The 14993-nt window shown below is 65.0% G+C and carries 17 protein-coding genes; 12 read left to right on the top strand and 5 right to left on the bottom strand.

All coding sequences use genetic code 11. The annotated features are described in order from the left end of the window. A partial coding sequence (locus VKM35_RS00635) for an ATP-binding cassette domain-containing protein (RefSeq protein ID WP_324317283.1) occupies window positions 1–649 on the bottom strand: 649 nt, incomplete at its 3' end. 175 nt (window positions 650–824) lie between these two features. On the opposite strand from VKM35_RS00635, the gene glyA reads away from it, so the two are divergent. The 10 genes from glyA (at window position 825) to VKM35_RS00685 (ending at window position 8868) form a co-directional block, all read left to right on the top strand. Further along, window positions 825–2078, top strand: a complete 1254-nt coding sequence (glyA, locus tag VKM35_RS00640; RefSeq protein WP_324317285.1) for a serine hydroxymethyltransferase — start codon at window positions 825–827, stop codon at window positions 2076–2078. Window positions 2079–2232: 154 nt separating this feature from the next. Next, window positions 2233–2748 carry a transcriptional regulator NrdR gene (gene nrdR, locus VKM35_RS00645; RefSeq protein WP_324317287.1) on the top strand — a complete coding sequence of 172 codons (516 nt, stop codon included), beginning with the start codon at window positions 2233–2235 and terminating at the stop codon, window positions 2746–2748. Window positions 2749–2750: 2 nt separating this feature from the next. Continuing rightward, complete coding sequence (locus VKM35_RS00650) at window positions 2751–3230, top strand: GNAT family N-acetyltransferase (RefSeq protein ID WP_324317289.1); 480 nt, start codon at window positions 2751–2753, stop codon at window positions 3228–3230. After that, on the top strand, window positions 3227–4324 hold the full coding sequence (gene ribD, locus VKM35_RS00655; RefSeq protein ID WP_324317291.1) for a bifunctional diaminohydroxyphosphoribosylaminopyrimidine deaminase/5-amino-6-(5-phosphoribosylamino)uracil reductase RibD: 1098 nt from the start codon (window positions 3227–3229) through the stop codon (window positions 4322–4324). The genes VKM35_RS00650 and ribD overlap by 4 nt, the downstream gene beginning before the upstream one ends. A gap of 151 nt (window positions 4325–4475) precedes the next feature. Then, on the top strand, window positions 4476–5075 hold the full coding sequence (locus VKM35_RS00660) for a riboflavin synthase (RefSeq protein ID WP_324317293.1): 600 nt from the start codon (window positions 4476–4478) through the stop codon (window positions 5073–5075). 192 nt (window positions 5076–5267) lie between these two features. Next, window positions 5268–6368 (top strand): 3,4-dihydroxy-2-butanone-4-phosphate synthase, encoded by a 1101-nt coding sequence (gene ribB, locus VKM35_RS00665; protein ID WP_324317295.1) that lies wholly within the window; start codon window positions 5268–5270, stop codon window positions 6366–6368. Window positions 6369–6398: 30 nt separating this feature from the next. Then, window positions 6399–6878, top strand: coding sequence for a 6,7-dimethyl-8-ribityllumazine synthase (gene ribH, locus VKM35_RS00670; RefSeq protein WP_324317297.1), 480 nt, complete (start codon window positions 6399–6401; stop codon window positions 6876–6878). Beyond that, complete coding sequence (gene nusB / locus VKM35_RS00675) at window positions 6875–7333, top strand: transcription antitermination factor NusB (protein WP_324317299.1); 459 nt, start codon at window positions 6875–6877, stop codon at window positions 7331–7333. Before ribH ends, nusB begins: the two co-directional genes overlap by 4 nt. Before the next feature lie 90 nt (window positions 7334–7423). Beyond that, window positions 7424–8386 (top strand): thiamine-phosphate kinase, encoded by a 963-nt coding sequence (gene thiL / locus VKM35_RS00680; RefSeq protein WP_324317301.1) that lies wholly within the window; start codon window positions 7424–7426, stop codon window positions 8384–8386. Beyond that, on the top strand, window positions 8383–8868 hold the full coding sequence (locus tag VKM35_RS00685; RefSeq protein WP_324317303.1) for a phosphatidylglycerophosphatase A: 486 nt from the start codon (window positions 8383–8385) through the stop codon (window positions 8866–8868). Before thiL ends, VKM35_RS00685 begins: the two co-directional genes overlap by 4 nt. Window positions 8869–8887: 19 nt before the next feature. Here VKM35_RS00685 and VKM35_RS00690 read toward each other — a convergent pair whose 3' ends face one another. The 4 genes from VKM35_RS00690 to VKM35_RS00705 form a co-directional block, all read right to left on the bottom strand. Beyond that, window positions 8888–9724 carry an SGNH/GDSL hydrolase family protein gene (locus VKM35_RS00690; protein ID WP_324317304.1) on the bottom strand — a complete coding sequence of 279 codons (837 nt, stop codon included), beginning with the start codon at window positions 9722–9724 and terminating at the stop codon, window positions 8888–8890. After that, window positions 9721–11103, bottom strand: a complete 1383-nt coding sequence (locus VKM35_RS00695; RefSeq protein ID WP_324317306.1) for an FAD-binding oxidoreductase — start codon at window positions 11101–11103, stop codon at window positions 9721–9723. The genes VKM35_RS00690 and VKM35_RS00695 overlap by 4 nt, the downstream gene beginning before the upstream one ends. A 73-nt stretch (window positions 11104–11176) precedes the next feature. Continuing rightward, a complete protein-coding gene (locus tag VKM35_RS00700; protein WP_324317308.1) occupies window positions 11177–11563 on the bottom strand; it encodes a YraN family protein in 387 nt (128 codons plus the stop codon). Between the two features lie 6 nt (window positions 11564–11569). Beyond that, window positions 11570–13282, bottom strand: a complete 1713-nt coding sequence (locus VKM35_RS00705) for a penicillin-binding protein activator (protein WP_324317310.1) — start codon at window positions 13280–13282, stop codon at window positions 11570–11572. 72 nt (window positions 13283–13354) lie between these two features. Here VKM35_RS00705 and rsmI point away from each other — a divergent pair, with 72 nt between their 5' ends. Together rsmI and VKM35_RS00715 are read left to right on the top strand one after the other, a co-directional pair. Continuing rightward, a complete protein-coding gene (rsmI, locus tag VKM35_RS00710; RefSeq protein ID WP_324317312.1) occupies window positions 13355–14185 on the top strand; it encodes a 16S rRNA (cytidine(1402)-2'-O)-methyltransferase in 831 nt (276 codons plus the stop codon). Window positions 14186–14201: 16 nt separating this feature from the next. Further along, window positions 14202–14900, top strand: coding sequence for a hypothetical protein (locus VKM35_RS00715; RefSeq protein ID WP_324317315.1), 699 nt, complete (start codon window positions 14202–14204; stop codon window positions 14898–14900). Window positions 14901–14993 lie beyond the last annotated feature (93 nt).

Genomic DNA, 14993 nt, shown 5'->3' on the forward strand with positions numbered 1-14993 from the left:
CGTGGGTGACGATCAGGATCGCGCCGGGATAGGCGCGCAGATGGCCTTCGAGCCAGTTCACCGTTTCGGCGTCGAGATGGTTGGTCGGTTCGTCGAGCAGCAGCATGTCGGGCTTCGACAGCAACAGGCGGCATAGCGCGACGCGGCGCTTTTCACCGCCCGACAGCGGACCGATCTTGGCGTCCCACGGCGGGATGCGCAGCGCATCGGCGGCGATTTCCAGCTGCAGCTCCAGCGTGTCGGCGTCGCCGGTGGCGAGAATGGCTTCCAGGCGCTGCTGTTCGGCGGCGAGCTTGTCGAAATCCGCGCCTTCTTCGGCATAGGCGGCGTAGACCGCATCGAGCAGGGCCTGGGCGTGCAGCAGGTCGCCGACGCCTTCTTCGACGGCCTCGCGCACGGTGTGCTCGGGATTGAGACGGGGTTCCTGCTCGAGGTAGCCGATCTTGATGCCGGGCTGCGGACGCGCTTCGCCCAGATAGTCGGTGTCCACGCCCGCCATGATCCGCAGCACGGTCGATTTGCCGGCGCCGTTGAGGCCAAGCAGGCCGATCTTCGCGCCCGGATAGAAGCTCAGCGAGATGTCCTTGATGATCTCGCGCTTCGGCGGCACGACCTTGGACACGCCGATCATGGTGTAGATGTATTGCATGGGGGCTTCCTCGACAGGATTTCGCGCACGGACGCGGCCCAAGGCGGGGCCGGTGCGAGGGTGGCGACAAGCCGGCGATTATCCCGCAAGGCCGCCGTCGACGCCACCCTGAGGTGGCCCTAAACCCGCGCCGGGGCTACAATTTCGGCCTTCTCCGCCCCCGCCCGAGGTTCGAATGTTCCCCCGTGACATGCGCATTGCCGGTTATGACGACGCCTTGGCCCAGGCCATCGAATCCGAACGTCAGCGCCAGGAGGATCACGTCGAGCTGATCGCTTCGGAAAACTACGCCAGCCCGCGCGTACTCGAGGCCCAGGGCAGCGTACTCACCAACAAGTACGCCGAAGGTTATCCGGGCAAGCGCTATTACGGCGGTTGCGAATACGTCGACATCGCCGAGGCGCTGGCGATCGAGCGGGTCAAGCAGTTGTTCGGCGCGGACTACGCGAACGTGCAACCGCATTCGGGTTCGCAGGCAAACCAGGCGGTGTTCCTTGCGTTGCTGCAGCCGGGCGACACCATCCTCGGCATGAGCCTGGCGCACGGCGGCCACCTCACCCATGGCGCCAAGGTCAACATCAGCGGCAAGTTGTTCAACGCCGTGCAGTACGGCGTCGACGCCGACGGCATTATCGATTACAACGAAGTCGAACGTCTCGCCGACGAACACAAGCCGAAGATGCTGATCGGCGGTTTCAGCGCGTATTCGCAGGTGGTGGATTGGGCGCGCATGCGCACGATCGCCGACAAGGTTGGCGCGATCTTCTTCGTCGACATGGCGCACGTCGCCGGCCTGATCGCCGCCGGTGTCTATCCGAGCCCGATCGAACACGCGCACGTGGTCACCTCCACAACGCACAAGACGCTGCGCGGTCCGCGCGGCGGCATCATCGTCGCCAAAGGCGCGACCGAGGAATTGACCAAGAAACTGCAGAGCATCGTTTTCCCCGGCATCCAGGGCGGCCCGCTGATGCATGTGATCGCCGCCAAGGCCGTTGCGTTCAAGGAAGCGCTGGAACCGTCGTTCAAGGATTACCAGGCGCAGGTTGTGAAGAACGCGCAGGCGATGGCGAAAGCGATCATGGCGCGCGGCTACAAGATCGTTTCCGGCGGCACCGAAAACCACTTGATGCTGATCGACCTGATCGGTCGCGACGTCAGCGGCAAGGATGCGGAGGCCGCGCTTGGCAAGGCGCATATCACCGTCAACAAGAATGCCGTGCCCAACGACCCGCGCTCGCCGTTTGTGACTTCGGGCCTGCGCATCGGCACGCCGGCGGTGACCACACGCGGTTACAAGGAACCCGACTGCGTCGCCCTCGCCAACTGGATCTGCGACGTGCTCGATGCCCCCGCCGACGATCGCGTGATCGCTGGCGTGCGCGGCAATGTGACGCTGCAGTGCAAGCAGTTTCCGGTGTATGGCTGAGGGCTGGGAAATGGGAGAGGGGAGACGAGAGACGGAAACGCTCTCTCGCTTCGCTTGCGCGATTGCGCCCGGCAAATATCAGCCATTGCTCGCGCCCCTGTATTTCCCGTCTCCCGTCTCCCCTCTCACGTCTCCTCATATACGTCTCCCATAAATGCACTGCCCCTTCTGCCAGCACGAAGACACCCGCGTGATCGACTCCCGTGTTTCGGAAGACGGCACGACGATTCGCTGGCGCCGCGAATGCGAAGCTTGTGGCGAGCGTTTCAATACCTTCGAGACCGCCGAACTCAAGCTGCCGTCGTTGATCAAGAGCGACGGTCGCCGCGAGGCGTTCGATGAGCGCAAGTTGCGCACCAGTTTCGATCGTGCGCTGCAGAAGCGTCCGGTTTCCGCCGAGCAGGTCGATGTCGCGGTGCGCGGCGTCATCCATGCGCTGCGCATGACCGGCGAGCGCGAGCTGCCCTCGCGCAAGGTCGGCGAATTCGTGATGGACGAATTGCGCAAGCTCGACCAGGTCGCGTACGTGCGTTTCGCCTCGGTGTACCGCAAGTTCGAGGACGTTGCCGATTTCCGCGAGGAAATCGAACGCCTCGAGCGCGACCTGCCGGGCATGGCGACCGGGCAGTTGCCGCTGGTCGATGACGCGATCGCCGGCAAGAAGCGCTGATCGTGCGCATCGATTATCTCGAGAATCACCGCGACAAGATCGCGACGCTCGCGGCCTGGCATCACGGCGAATGGCAGCATCTGTATTCCGACTGGACGCTCAAGATCGCGACCGCCGAGCTTGCCGATCACGCCACTCGCCGCAGTTTGCCGACGACGTTGGTCCTGCTCGATGGCGACACCTTGCTCGGTTCGGTGAGCGTGGTACACGAGGACGCGGCGGAACTACGCGATCGCGGCGGCCCTTGGCTGGCTAGTCTTTACGTCGATCCGGAAGCGCGTGGGCAGGGTCTGGGCCAGGCGCTGGTCGAAGCTGCCGCGCATCTCGCGGCGTTGAACGATGTCCCGCGCCTGCTGTTGTTCACGCCCGGACACGAGGATTTCTACACGCAGTTGGGTTGGCAGACGATCGAACAGGCGCAGTTGAACGGCCACGCTGTCGCGATCATGAGCCTGGTGCCCGTGCTCGCTGCCGCCGAATGAGCGAGTTCACCGCCAACGATCACGCGATGATGGCGCGCGCGCTGCAATTGGCCGAGCGCGGCGCGTTCACCACCAAGCCCAATCCCATGGTCGGCTGCGTGATCGCGCAGGGCGAACGCATCGTTGGCGAAGGCTGGCATATGCGTGCCGGCGAAGCGCATGCCGAAGCGCATGCCTTGCTCAACGCCGGTGCCGCCGCGATGGGTGCCACCGCTTACGTCACCCTCGAACCCTGCGCGCATCAGGGCCGCACGCCGCCTTGCGCGAACGCGTTGGTCGCGGCCGGCGTCACCCGCGTGGTCGCCGCATCGCGTGATCCGTATGTGCAGGTATCGGGCGAAGGCTTCCGCAAACTCACGGCTTCCGGCGTTATCGTCGATATCGGCCTGATGGAAGCGGCGGCGCGCGAACTCAATCGCGGTTTTTTTTCGCGCATCGAACGCGGTCGGCCCTGGGTGCGCATCAAGCTGGCGATGAGTCTCGATGGCCGTACCGCGCTCGCCAGCGGCGAATCGAAATGGATCACTTCCGAGGCCGCGCGCGCCGATGTGCAGCGCTGGCGCGCACGCAGCGCCGCCATCCTCACCGCCAGCGGTACCGTGCTCGCTGATGATCCGATGCTGACCGCGCGCCTTCCTGCCGGTGAAGAGTTCATCGCACCGCTGCGCGTGGTGCTCGACAGCCGCGCACGCGTGGCGACGACGGCGCGCGTGTTCGATGATTCGGCGCCGACGCTTGCGGTCAATGCGGTCGACATCGTTCCCGACTACGGCGACGAAATCGCCGCGTACTCGGTGCCGCGCCCGAACGGCCGGCTCGATCTCGGCGCGATGCTTGCGCAGCTAGGCCAGCGCGGCATCAACGAATTGCAGGTCGAGGCCGGCGCGACACTGGCCGGCGCTCTGTTCACCGCAGGACTTGTCGACGAATTGCTGCTTTATGTCGCGCCGGTGCTGCTCGGCGATCGCGGTCGGCCGTTGCTGGGCGGCCTCGACGTCTCGACGATGTCCGATCGTCTCGGCCTGACCGTGATCGATTCGCGCCAGGTCGGTGTGGATCTGCGGTTGTTGTTGCGGCCAATGAGGGCGCGGTGATGGTCGTGTATCGCGCCGCCAAAAAATGGATCCCCGTCATCCCGGCGCAAGCCGGGACCCATTGTGGTCCATCAGGAAAATCAACATGGGTCCCGGCTTGCGCCGGGATGACGCTGGGTTTTTCATATTCGTGCGCAAGAGAAGTTTTTCCATGTTCACCGGATTGATCCAGGCCGTCGGCCATATCGAAAGTACGCAGGAACGCGGTGGCGACCTGCGGCTGCGCATCGCCGTTGCTGGTTTGCCGATGGCCGACGTGCAGCTTGGCGAAAGCATCGCGGTATCCGGCGTCTGTCTGACCGTGGTGGAATTCGATGCGAGGCATTTCAGTGCGGATGTTTCCAACGAAACGCTGGCGCTGACCACGCTCGGCGCGCTTGCCGCCGGCGAACCGGTCAACCTGGAGCGTGCGTTGTTGCCGACCACGCGTCTGGGCGGGCATCTGGTCGCCGGTCATGTCGATGGCCTCGGTCGCGTCGAGCGCATCTGGGACGATGGCCGCTCGCAACGCTGGCGTTTCGTCGCGGCGCCGGAGCTGCTGCGCTATATCGCGGTGAAGGGCTCGATCTGCGTCGATGGCGTGAGCCTGACGGTGAATGCCGCCGACGATGCCGGCTTCGAGGTGAACCTGGTTCCGCACACCGTCGCCAACACTGCGTTCGCGCAGTCGGCGGTGGGCGAGGCGGTGAACCTGGAAGTAGATCTGCTGGCGCGTTATGTGGAGCGGCTGCAGACGTTTGATCGGAGTTAGCGTGTAAAGCCAATCAGGACGCGAATACACAATTCCCGTCATTCCCGCGCAGGCGGAAGTGTTTTTCAACGACGCAAGTCGGTCAATCCAGGGTCTCTCCTGGTTTCGTTGATAGAAAGAATCGAAGTCACTGGATCCCCGTCTGCGCGGGGATGACGATATAAACGAAGCAAAACATAGAAGAACTCCGCCATGCCCTTCGCCAGCATCCCCGACATTCTCGAAGACATCCGCGCCGGCCGCATGGTCGTGATCGTCGATGACGAAGACCGCGAGAACGAGGGCGACCTGATCATGGCCGCCGAGCTCGTGCGGCCCACCGACATCAATTTCATGGTCACGCATGCGCGCGGCCTGGTCTGCCTTTCGCTGACGCGCGAACGTTGCCGGCAGCTGAGCCTGCCGCTGATGGTCAGCGACAACAACTCGCCGTACCAGACCAATTTCACCGTCAGCATCGAGGCCGCCGAAGGCGTGACCACCGGCATCTCCGCCTACGATCGCGCGCATACCGTGCGCACGGCGGTGCGTCCGGATGCGAAGCCCGCAGATCTTACTCAGCCCGGCCACATCTTTCCGTTGATGGCGCAGCCTGGCGGCGTGCTCACGCGCACCGGCCACACCGAAGCTGCCTGCGATCTCGCGCTGCTTGCAGGGCTGGAGCCGGCCGGCGTGCTGGTCGAAATCCTCAATGTCGACGGCAGCATGGCGCGGCGTCCGCAGCTCGAGGCATTCGCGAACGAGCACGGTTTGAAAATCGGCTCGATCGAGGACCTGATCCGTCATCGCCTGGAAACCGAACACACCGTCGACCGCGTCGACGAGCGCGACATCGACACCGCGCACGGCCCATTCAAATTGCTCAGCTATCGCGACCGGCTCAGCCGCGAACTGCATTTCGCGCTGGTGCGCGGCACGCCCTTGCCGGACGTGCCGACGCTGGTGCGCGTGCATGTGAAAAATCCGCTGTCGGACGTTTTGTCCTGGCAGCGCCCGGATCTGGGCATCAGCGCCAGCGATGCCATCGCGCAGGTCGCGCAGGCCGGTTGCGGCGTGGTTGTGGTGTTGTCGGAGCCGGTGTCGCCGGAGGCCTTGCTCGAGCGCATCACCGAACGCGATGCCGTCGCTGCGCCCAAGCTCACCGAATGGCGGCGCAATGGTGCCGGCGCGCAGATCCTCGCCGATCTCGGCCTCAAGCAGCTCAAGGTGCTGGGCACGCCGCGGCGTCAGGTCGGGCTCGCGGGTTACGGCCTCGAGGTCGTGGAATACGTCCCGACCGCCGCCACGCGCTAAACTGCAGCCCCGCCGACCACAAGCCCGACCATGTCCCGATTCGAAGGCGACCTCCGCCCGCTGCCAGGCAGCCGTTACGCCATCCTGGCCAGCCGCTGGAATCCGCGCATCACCGAGGTGCTGGTGGACGGCGCCAAGCGCGCCTTGGTCGACAACGGCACTGATGCCGAACACGTCGACGTGATTCGCGTGCCGGGCGCCTGGGAATTGCCGACCGCGGCCGCCGAACTCGGTGCCAGCGGTCGTTACGCCGCGATCATCGCGCTGGGCTGCGTGGTGCGCGGCGAGACCCGTCATTACGAACACGTTGCCGACGAATGCGCGCGCGGTCTGATGCGCGTTTCGCTCGACTATCGCCTGCCGGTCGCCAACGGCGTGCTTGCGGTCGAGGATCATGCCCACGCCGAAGCGCGTGCCGGCGGCAACCACGGCAACAAGGGCGAGGAAGCCGCGCTGGCTGCGATGGAAATGGCCCACCTGTTGCATCAATTGAGCGAGTCGCCCGCATGAAGCCGGTACGTACCGATGGCATCGATCCCGCCGCGCGTTCGCGCGCCCGCCGCCGCGCCCTGCAAGCCTTGTATGCCTGGCAGATGTCGCATTCGGCGATCGACGCGGTGATCGACCAGTTCCGTCTCGAGCAGGACATGGAAATCGCCGATCTCGAATATTTCGAAGCGCTGGTACGTGGCGTCGCCGGCAAGACCGAAGAACTCGACGCGAAATTGTCGAAGTTCATCGACCGCAGCATCGCCCAGGTCGACCCGATCGAGCGCGCCGTGCTGCGCATCGCCACCTTCGAATTGTTGTATCGCCCGGATATTCCGTATCGCGTGGTGATCAACGAGGCGATCGAAACCACCAAGCGTTTCGGCGCCGATCACGGCCACACCTACGTCAACGGCGTGCTCGACCACGCGGCCACGGAATGGCGCGCTACGGAAATCCAGGCCTCGCGCCGCTAAGCCTCCTAGGAGCGGTCATGACCGCGATGCCGCTGCGACGCAGATTGGAGAAATCGCGATCACGCCCGCTCCCACGGATCAGCGAATGACATGTCCGAATTCGCGCTGATCGATCGCATCCGGCAGCGGGCCGGCACGCGCGCCGACGTGATCCTCGGGATCGGCGACGACGCAGCCGTGCTGCGCGTACCCGAAGGCCAGGATCTTGTGGTCAGCACCGATACGCTGATCGCCGACGTGCATTTCCCTGCCGACACCGCTGCCGCCGACGTCGGTTGGAAAGCGCTGGCAGTCAACCTCAGCGACCTCGCCGCGATGGCCGCGCAGCCTGCCTGGGTCGCGCTCGCGCTGAGCCTGCCGGAGGCCGACGGCGATTGGCTCGACGCGTTTCTCGACGGCTTCCTCGAACTCGCCGCGCAACACGATGTCGCCCTGATCGGCGGCGATACCACGCGCGGCCCGTTGTCGATCACGATCACCGCGCACGGATTCGTGGCGCGCGATGCGGCACTGCGCCGCAGCGGCGCGAAAGCCGGTGACGATGTCTGGGTGACCGGCACACTGGGCGATGCCGCCGGTGGTCTCGCGCAATGGCGGCGTGGCGGACTGATGTCGGCGAAATTGCGCCATCGCCTCGACCGTCCGACGCCGCGCATCGATGCCGCACTGGCCTTGCGCGGCATTGCGCATGCGGCGATCGATCTCAGCGACGGTCTGGTCGCCGATCTCGGTCATGTCCTCGAGCAAAGTGGCGTCGGCGCCGAGATCGATCTCGGTCGCCTGCCGACTTCGCGTCCGCTCGCCGAACATTTCGCCGACGAACACGAACGTTGGCGACTGCAACTCGCTGGCGGCGACGACTACGAACTGTGCTTCACCGCCGCACCGGCCGATGCCTTCGCGATCGAGCAGGCGATGGCGGCGTGCGATACCACCGCCACGGTCATCGGCCGCATTCGCGCCGATGCCGGCCTGCAATTGTTCACGCTGGAAGGAACCGATTTCGTGTTGCCCGTCGCCGGCTTCGATCACTTCCCGGCGAAAGACGCATGAGCGAGCCGCAGCCCACGCGCGTCGTACTCACCCATCCTGCGGGCTGGATCGCCAGTGGTTTCGGCGTAGGGCTGGCGCCGCGCGCGGCCGGTACCTGTGGTTCGCTCGCGGCGCTGATTCCGTGGTGGCTGTGGCTGCGGCATCTGTCGTTGCCGATGGCATTGGTCGGGATCGCGGCCGGTTTTGCGATCGGCGTGTGGGCCTCGAATTGGGTGATCGCCAGGACGAAGATCGCCGACCCCGGGGTCGTGGTCTGGGATGAATTCATCGGGCAATGGATCGCCTTGCTGCTCGCGCCGGCCGGTCTGTGGTGGATGCTGGCCGGCTTCGCGCTGTTCCGCCTGTTCGACATCTGGAAACCCTGGCCGGTCGGTCTTGCCGATCGCCGGCTGCACGGCGGTTTCGGCGTGATGTTCGACGATGTGCTGGCGGGCCTGTACGCGCTGTTGTTGCTGCAGGGCTTGGCTTACTGGCTGGGCTGAACGGCGGGTTCCGCGGCAATCATTTTTTGTCTTCGACCGCGCCCGTCACCAGCAGCAGTGGCTCGAGTCGTTCGGCTGTGATCTTCGTGCCGCGTTCGCCGGGCAAATCGGTTTGTTCCGAGGTCAGGTGCGTGCCGTCGGGGCGGATGCGGACTGGATACAGCGGCGCGTCGATCTGCAGCGCGCGCGCCATGGCGACGTGGCCTGATACCTGTCGATACAGCAGGCCGGCAAGGATCAGTGAGCCATCGAGTGTCGGATGCAGGATGTCGTCCTGGAACATCGCCGGCGTCGGGTGATCGCTGGCGTAGTCGCGCAGCACTGGTCCGGCGTCGACTGCCTCTGCGTCGATCTTCGCGGCGAGTCTGCGCACACCGCGGCTCAGCTGCCCCTGCCAGATCGCGTCGGGACCCCAGGTGCCGAGCAGGATCACGCGCATTCCGCGCTTTTTTGCCAGCGCCGCCAGCGCGCGATGCGCGTTGACGCTGCCGCGGCAGTCGTTTTCCTCGCGTTGCTTGGGATTGTCGAGGCAGGCGAGGACGCCGCCGCGTTCCTGCAACACCAGCACTTGCCAGCGTCCGCTGTCGATCGCGCGCGCGACGCCACCGTCGTCGCGACGCTCGGCGAGGCTGCCGCCGGCCGCGACCAGCATGTCGGCGCGCAGGTCCTGCGCCTGCGGCTGTGGCTGCGCAGCGGCGAGGCTGTTGAACAACCCCGCCAGATTGTTGGTGTAGACCAGGCTGTTGCCCACGATCAATACATGCGTGGCGGGCTTTTCCTGCGCGCATGCCGACAGTGGCAGCAGCAACAGAGTCAACAGGATCGGCAAGACCCGCGACATCGGCGTCGAGTTCATGGCGGCAGTACTTTTCCCGGATTGAGCAGGCCGTCGGGATCGAAGGCCTGTTTGATCGCACGCATCGCCGCGAGGGTGGCGGCGTCGAAAGCGCGCGACATGAAATCGCGTTTCGCCAGACCGATGCCGTGCTCGCCGGACAATTGTCCGCCGAGCGCGATCACGACGGCGAATATTTCCGGCAAGGCAGCCTCGGCGCGTGCAGCCTCGCCGGCATCGGCGGGGTCGAAAAGGATGTTGATGTGCAGGTTGCCGTTGCCGGCATGACCGAAGCAGACGATGCGCAGGTTATGGCTCGAGGCGATCGCGGTCACGCGGTCGACCAGCGCGGGAATCTGCGAGACCGGCACCACCACATCCTCGTTGATCTTGCCGGCGGCGATCGTACGCAAGGCTGGCGACAAGGCCTTGCGCGCGGCCCAGAGTTTTTCCCGCGCAGCTTCGTCGGGGGCGGTATCGACAGCAAGACAGCCATCGCCCTGCGCGGCAATACGCAGAGCTTCGATCGCCGCGGCGAGCGTTGCGTCGTCGCCATCGGCTTCGATCATCAGCAGGGCGCCGGCCGCGGGAATATCCGCGCCGCCAACTTCGCGAGCGAGGCGGACGCATTCGCCGTCCATGAATTCGAGCATCGATGGCGTCACCGGCTGCGCCATCAATCGCGCAACGGCAGCGGCGGCGCTGGCGGTGTCGCGATACAAGGCGCGCAGTGCGCGCCGCTGCGGCGCGATCGGTGTGAGTTTCAGCGTCGCTTCGACGATCAAGGCAAGCGTGCCTTCGGAACCGATCAGCAGGCGCGACAGGTCGTAGCCGCTCGCGCTCTTGGTGACTGCCGCTCCGAAATGCACGAGATCGCCGCTGCCGGTGACGGCGGTGAGCGCGAGCACGTTGTCGCGGGTGGCGCCGTATTTCACCGCGCGCGGACCACCGGCATTGCAGGCGAGATTGCCGCCGATGCTGCAGTAAGGCGCGCTGGTCGGATCCGGCGGCCAGAACAAGCCGTGCGTCTGCAAAGCCTTTTGCAGATCGCCATTCAATACGCCGGGTTCGACCACGGCGACGCGATCGCCGGGGCGGATCGCGAGGATGCGATTCATGCGCTCGAAGCTGACGACAAGACCGCCGGCGATCGGCACGCTGGCGCCGGTGGTATTGGTGCCACGGCCGCGCGCAGTGATCGCGATCCGCTGTTGCCGACACAACGCGACCAGCGCGAGAACCTGTTCGCGCGTGGTCGGTAGCGCGACGGCATCGGGCAGCGCCTGGCGACGCGAATTGTCGTAGGCGTAGGCCAGGCATTCGGAGGAATCGGTCAGCAAGCCGTCGTCGCCCAGCACGCGACGCAGTTCATCGACGACGGTGGCGGGCAGGGTGCTCATGGCGCGATTCTAGCCTCGCCCGCAGGAGCGGGCACGATCGCGACCGGGCTGGTCCTGTCGATGGGCATGGTCGCTAGCCGATATCGTCGAGCGTGAAGGCGGCGGGGATCCATTCGCAATTCAAGGCGTCGGCGTTTGTCGTTGCTGCGATTACGTCGAAGCGGCAGGATGATTTTCGCCAGGCGGGATTGGCCGACAACCAGGCCTGCGCCGCGAGCGCGATCCTGCGTCGCTTGCCGGCGTCGATCGACATCGCGGCGCCACCGAAATTCGCGTTCCGGCGCAGGCGGACTTCGACGAACACGATCGTCGCGTCCTCGCGCATCACCAAGTCGAGCTCACCGAACGGAGAACGCACGTTGCGCGCCAGTAGAACCAGTCCGCGCGATTGCAGCAGCGTGCAGGCGGCATCTTCGGCGGCGGCGCCCGACGCCTGGGTGTCAGTTCGCGGGCGCGGCATGCGCGATCAGTGCGAATCGACCGCCGCGTGCGCGTGGCCACCGCTGAGTACGGCCCAGCTCGGGTCGCGCTGGATCACGCCGAAGCTGTCGAGGCGTAACTCGCCGGTGGCACCGTGCACGCTGTAGCCGGCGTCGTTGCTGAAGCGATCGAGATAGGCGGCAAGCTTCCAGGCATCCATGCCGAAAGCGAACAGGCGCTGCGCCGGACCGTGAGCGCTGGGCAGGCTGCTGGCCATCGTGTCGGCATCGGGCAATTCGCTGCGCTGACCGAGCAGCCAGGGCAGTTCCGGAAATTCGATGCCGTCGAGTTCGCCGTCCAATCGCGCATTGCCGCCATTGAGGATCAGCGAGGTCGACAGGCGCGGCAACGCCGCCAGCGCGGTCGTCTTGAGTTTCGCCGCCGCCAGTCGCGCCTGCGGCGCCTTGAGCACCATCAGCACCGCGGTCGGTGCAGTGGCAAGCAAGGGCTGCAGTTGCGCATCGATATTGCTGGTCGCGTCATCGACGGTGATTTCACCGACGACTTCACCGCCGCGCGCACGCAGCTGATCGCGGAATGCCGACAACGCGCGCTGCCCGCTGTCGTCGTGCTGACTGAACACCAACACTTTCAGCTGCCCGCGATTGGCGAGGCGGTCGGCCGCGAACAGGCCTTCGTCATCGGGCGAAAGCGCGAAACTCGCGCTGCCGGCAGGCGGCGAATTCTGGCCACGATTGAGGGCGATGGTCGGAATGCCCAATCCGCCCTGCGTGAACACCGCGTTGACTTCGTCGCGGGTCAGCGGGCCGAGGATAAGTTGTGCACCGTCGGCAGCGGCCTGCGCCGCGGCTTTCTGCGCGCCGGCGGCGGTGCCGTTGGTATCGTAAAACTTGATGGTCGGACGACGTCGGGTTTCGCTGTAGTAGCCGGCAAGAATGCCGTCGCGCACGCCGGCACCGGCGGTGGCTAGCGAACCGGTAGAAGGCAGCAGCACCGCGAGTTGCGCGGGCGGGCGATAGCCATCGCTGTCGGCCGGCGGGAACGCCTGCGTACGCACCTGCGCCGCGCGGTCGACCGGATGCGGCAGTGGCAGGCCGCGCTTGCTCAACTCGCGCGCGGCGAACGGATACAGCGGATCACTGCCGGCGAGCATGGCGCTCTTGCCCGAAAGCGTGTTGCTGTCGATGCCGGCGAGCAGGCGATCGATATTGCGCGCGCTGGCGGAGCGTTCCTTGCTGGTCAGCGACGACAGCATCCACGCGTATTCGTCAGCGACATCGAACGGTTGCCCGGCGGCCTCGAAGCTGCGTGCGCGCAAACTGCGCCAACGCATGACATCGGCCTTGGGCACGTTGTCGGCATTCTGGTTGAGCAAGGCCAATGCTTCGCGACCGTGGCCATCGCCGATCAGGAATTGCGCGCTGAGCAGATCGTGCAGGAAGGCATCGTCGCCGTTGAGCTTGTGCCTATTCGACTGCGCCAGCGCCTGGCGCGCGGCATTGTGGTCGCCGGCGCGTTCCCAGGCATCGGCGGCATGGACCAGCGCGCGATCGCGTGCCGGTGCGCGCGCAGTGGCAGCGAATTGTTCGTAAGCGGTCGCCGCCTCGCGGAATTTTCCCGACGCCAGCAGGCTGCTCGCGGCCTGCTCTTGCATCGAATCGGCGGGCATCGTGCTGACGGTCGCGCAGGCGGTCATCAGCAACGGGATCAGCAACACGGGCAGCAATCGTTGGCGCATGGGTCGGTTCCGGGGGCGAGAGCCGCTAAGATGATAACCGTTCGACTCGATGTTCAACCGGGGATGGCCGCCATGGCAGCGACAAAAGCGGGCACGCTGTACGTGGTGGCCACGCCGATCGGCAACCTGGCCGACCTCACCACCCGCGCCCGCGAGGTCCTGGCCGGCGTTAACGCGATCTGCGCCGAAGACACCCGTCATACCCGCCAGCTGTTGTCGGCGTTTGGCATGGAAAAGCCGCTGATTGCGCTGCATGACCACAACGAAGAGGAAGTGGCCTGGAAACTCGTCGAGCGGCTTCGCGGAGGGGAGAGTCTCGCGCTCGTTTCCGATGCCGGGACGCCGTTGGTTTCCGACCCGGGCTATCGCTTCGTGCGTGCGGTGCGTGCTGCGGGTTTCGCGGTCAGTCCAGTGCCTGGCGCGTGCGCGGCGATCGCCGCGCTGTCGGTGGCGGGGATTCCCAGCGATCGTTTCTGTTTCGAAGGATTCCTGCCGGCGAAAGCGTCAGGCCGTCGCGAGCGTCTTGCTGCCCTCGCGCGCGAGACGCGCACGCTGGTGTTCTACGAAAGTTCGCATCGCATCGAGGAATCATTGGCGGATCTGGTCGCGATGTTCGGTGGCGCACGCGAAGCAGTTCTGGCGCGCGAGCTGACCAAGCTTTTCGAAACGGTGCTCGGCGATACCCTGGGCGCGATCGCCGAACGCGTCGCCGCCGACGAAAATCAGCGCAAGGGCGAGTTCGTGCTGATCGTGCGCGGCTGCGAAGACGATGCCGATGCGGCCTTGATCGAAGGGCAGCGCCTGTACACGAAACTGGTTGAATATCTGAAGCCGTCGCAGGCCGCGAAACTCGCCGCGGAGCTGAGCGGGGCGCCGAGGAAGGCGTTGTATGAGAAGAGCTAGCGATGCGGAGATCGCTATGTTCCACGCAGGGATTCTTAGTGCCTTGCGCCCCGACCTTCTGCCCCCCAGGAGTTATTCGCCACAGTGTCCGCCGGCGCCGGACCTCTTCTTCAAATGTGAGCGGGGTATTGTTGGAATTGAGCATACGCGCTTGCTAAGTGGGCTTGCCGAGAATGGTTTTAGTGAAAGGCAAGTCGAGCAAGCACGAGAGGACATGATTCAGAGGGCGAAAGCCATTCACGAGGACAGTGCTGGCTACAGTGTCTTTGTGATAGCGACCTTTCTGGACAACGCCAAGGTGATTCCGGGCGAGTTCGCGAGTGAGCTGGCAGGCTTCGTAGCGAACAATCGTCCTTCTAGCTCGGAGACATTCATTTCGTATGCTTCCGATGGCTCCAAGGGCCATCCGCCATGGCTCTTTGCGGTCACGATCTGGAACGCGAAAGCTGACGGAGTCACGACTTGGTCAGGATCGGTTTGTAGCGAGACAAAGCGGCTTGAACGGGAATCGGTTCATGAGCTGATCGCAAAGAAACAGCGCAAGATTCCGGCATACAGGGAACACTGCAATGAGCTTTGGTTGCTCATGGTTGCGGATCTTTGGCCAGCATCCTCTAATTTTCATGCGCCCGATGAAGCTTGTAATTGGTCGTTCGAGCATGAGTTCGACAAAGTCATTGTTCTTTGTGGACGAACGCAGGTCCTGGAGTTCTGAGTTGGCCGGTTCAGGCGTCGTCCCTGAAATGTCAGGCCGGACGATGCGCTGCGCGTTTGCAACATGCGACAATCCGCGCCGGCGGAGTCGGTC

The organism is Arenimonas sp. (assembly GCF_035312645.1).
Taxonomy (GTDB): domain Bacteria; phylum Pseudomonadota; class Gammaproteobacteria; order Xanthomonadales; family Xanthomonadaceae; genus Arenimonas.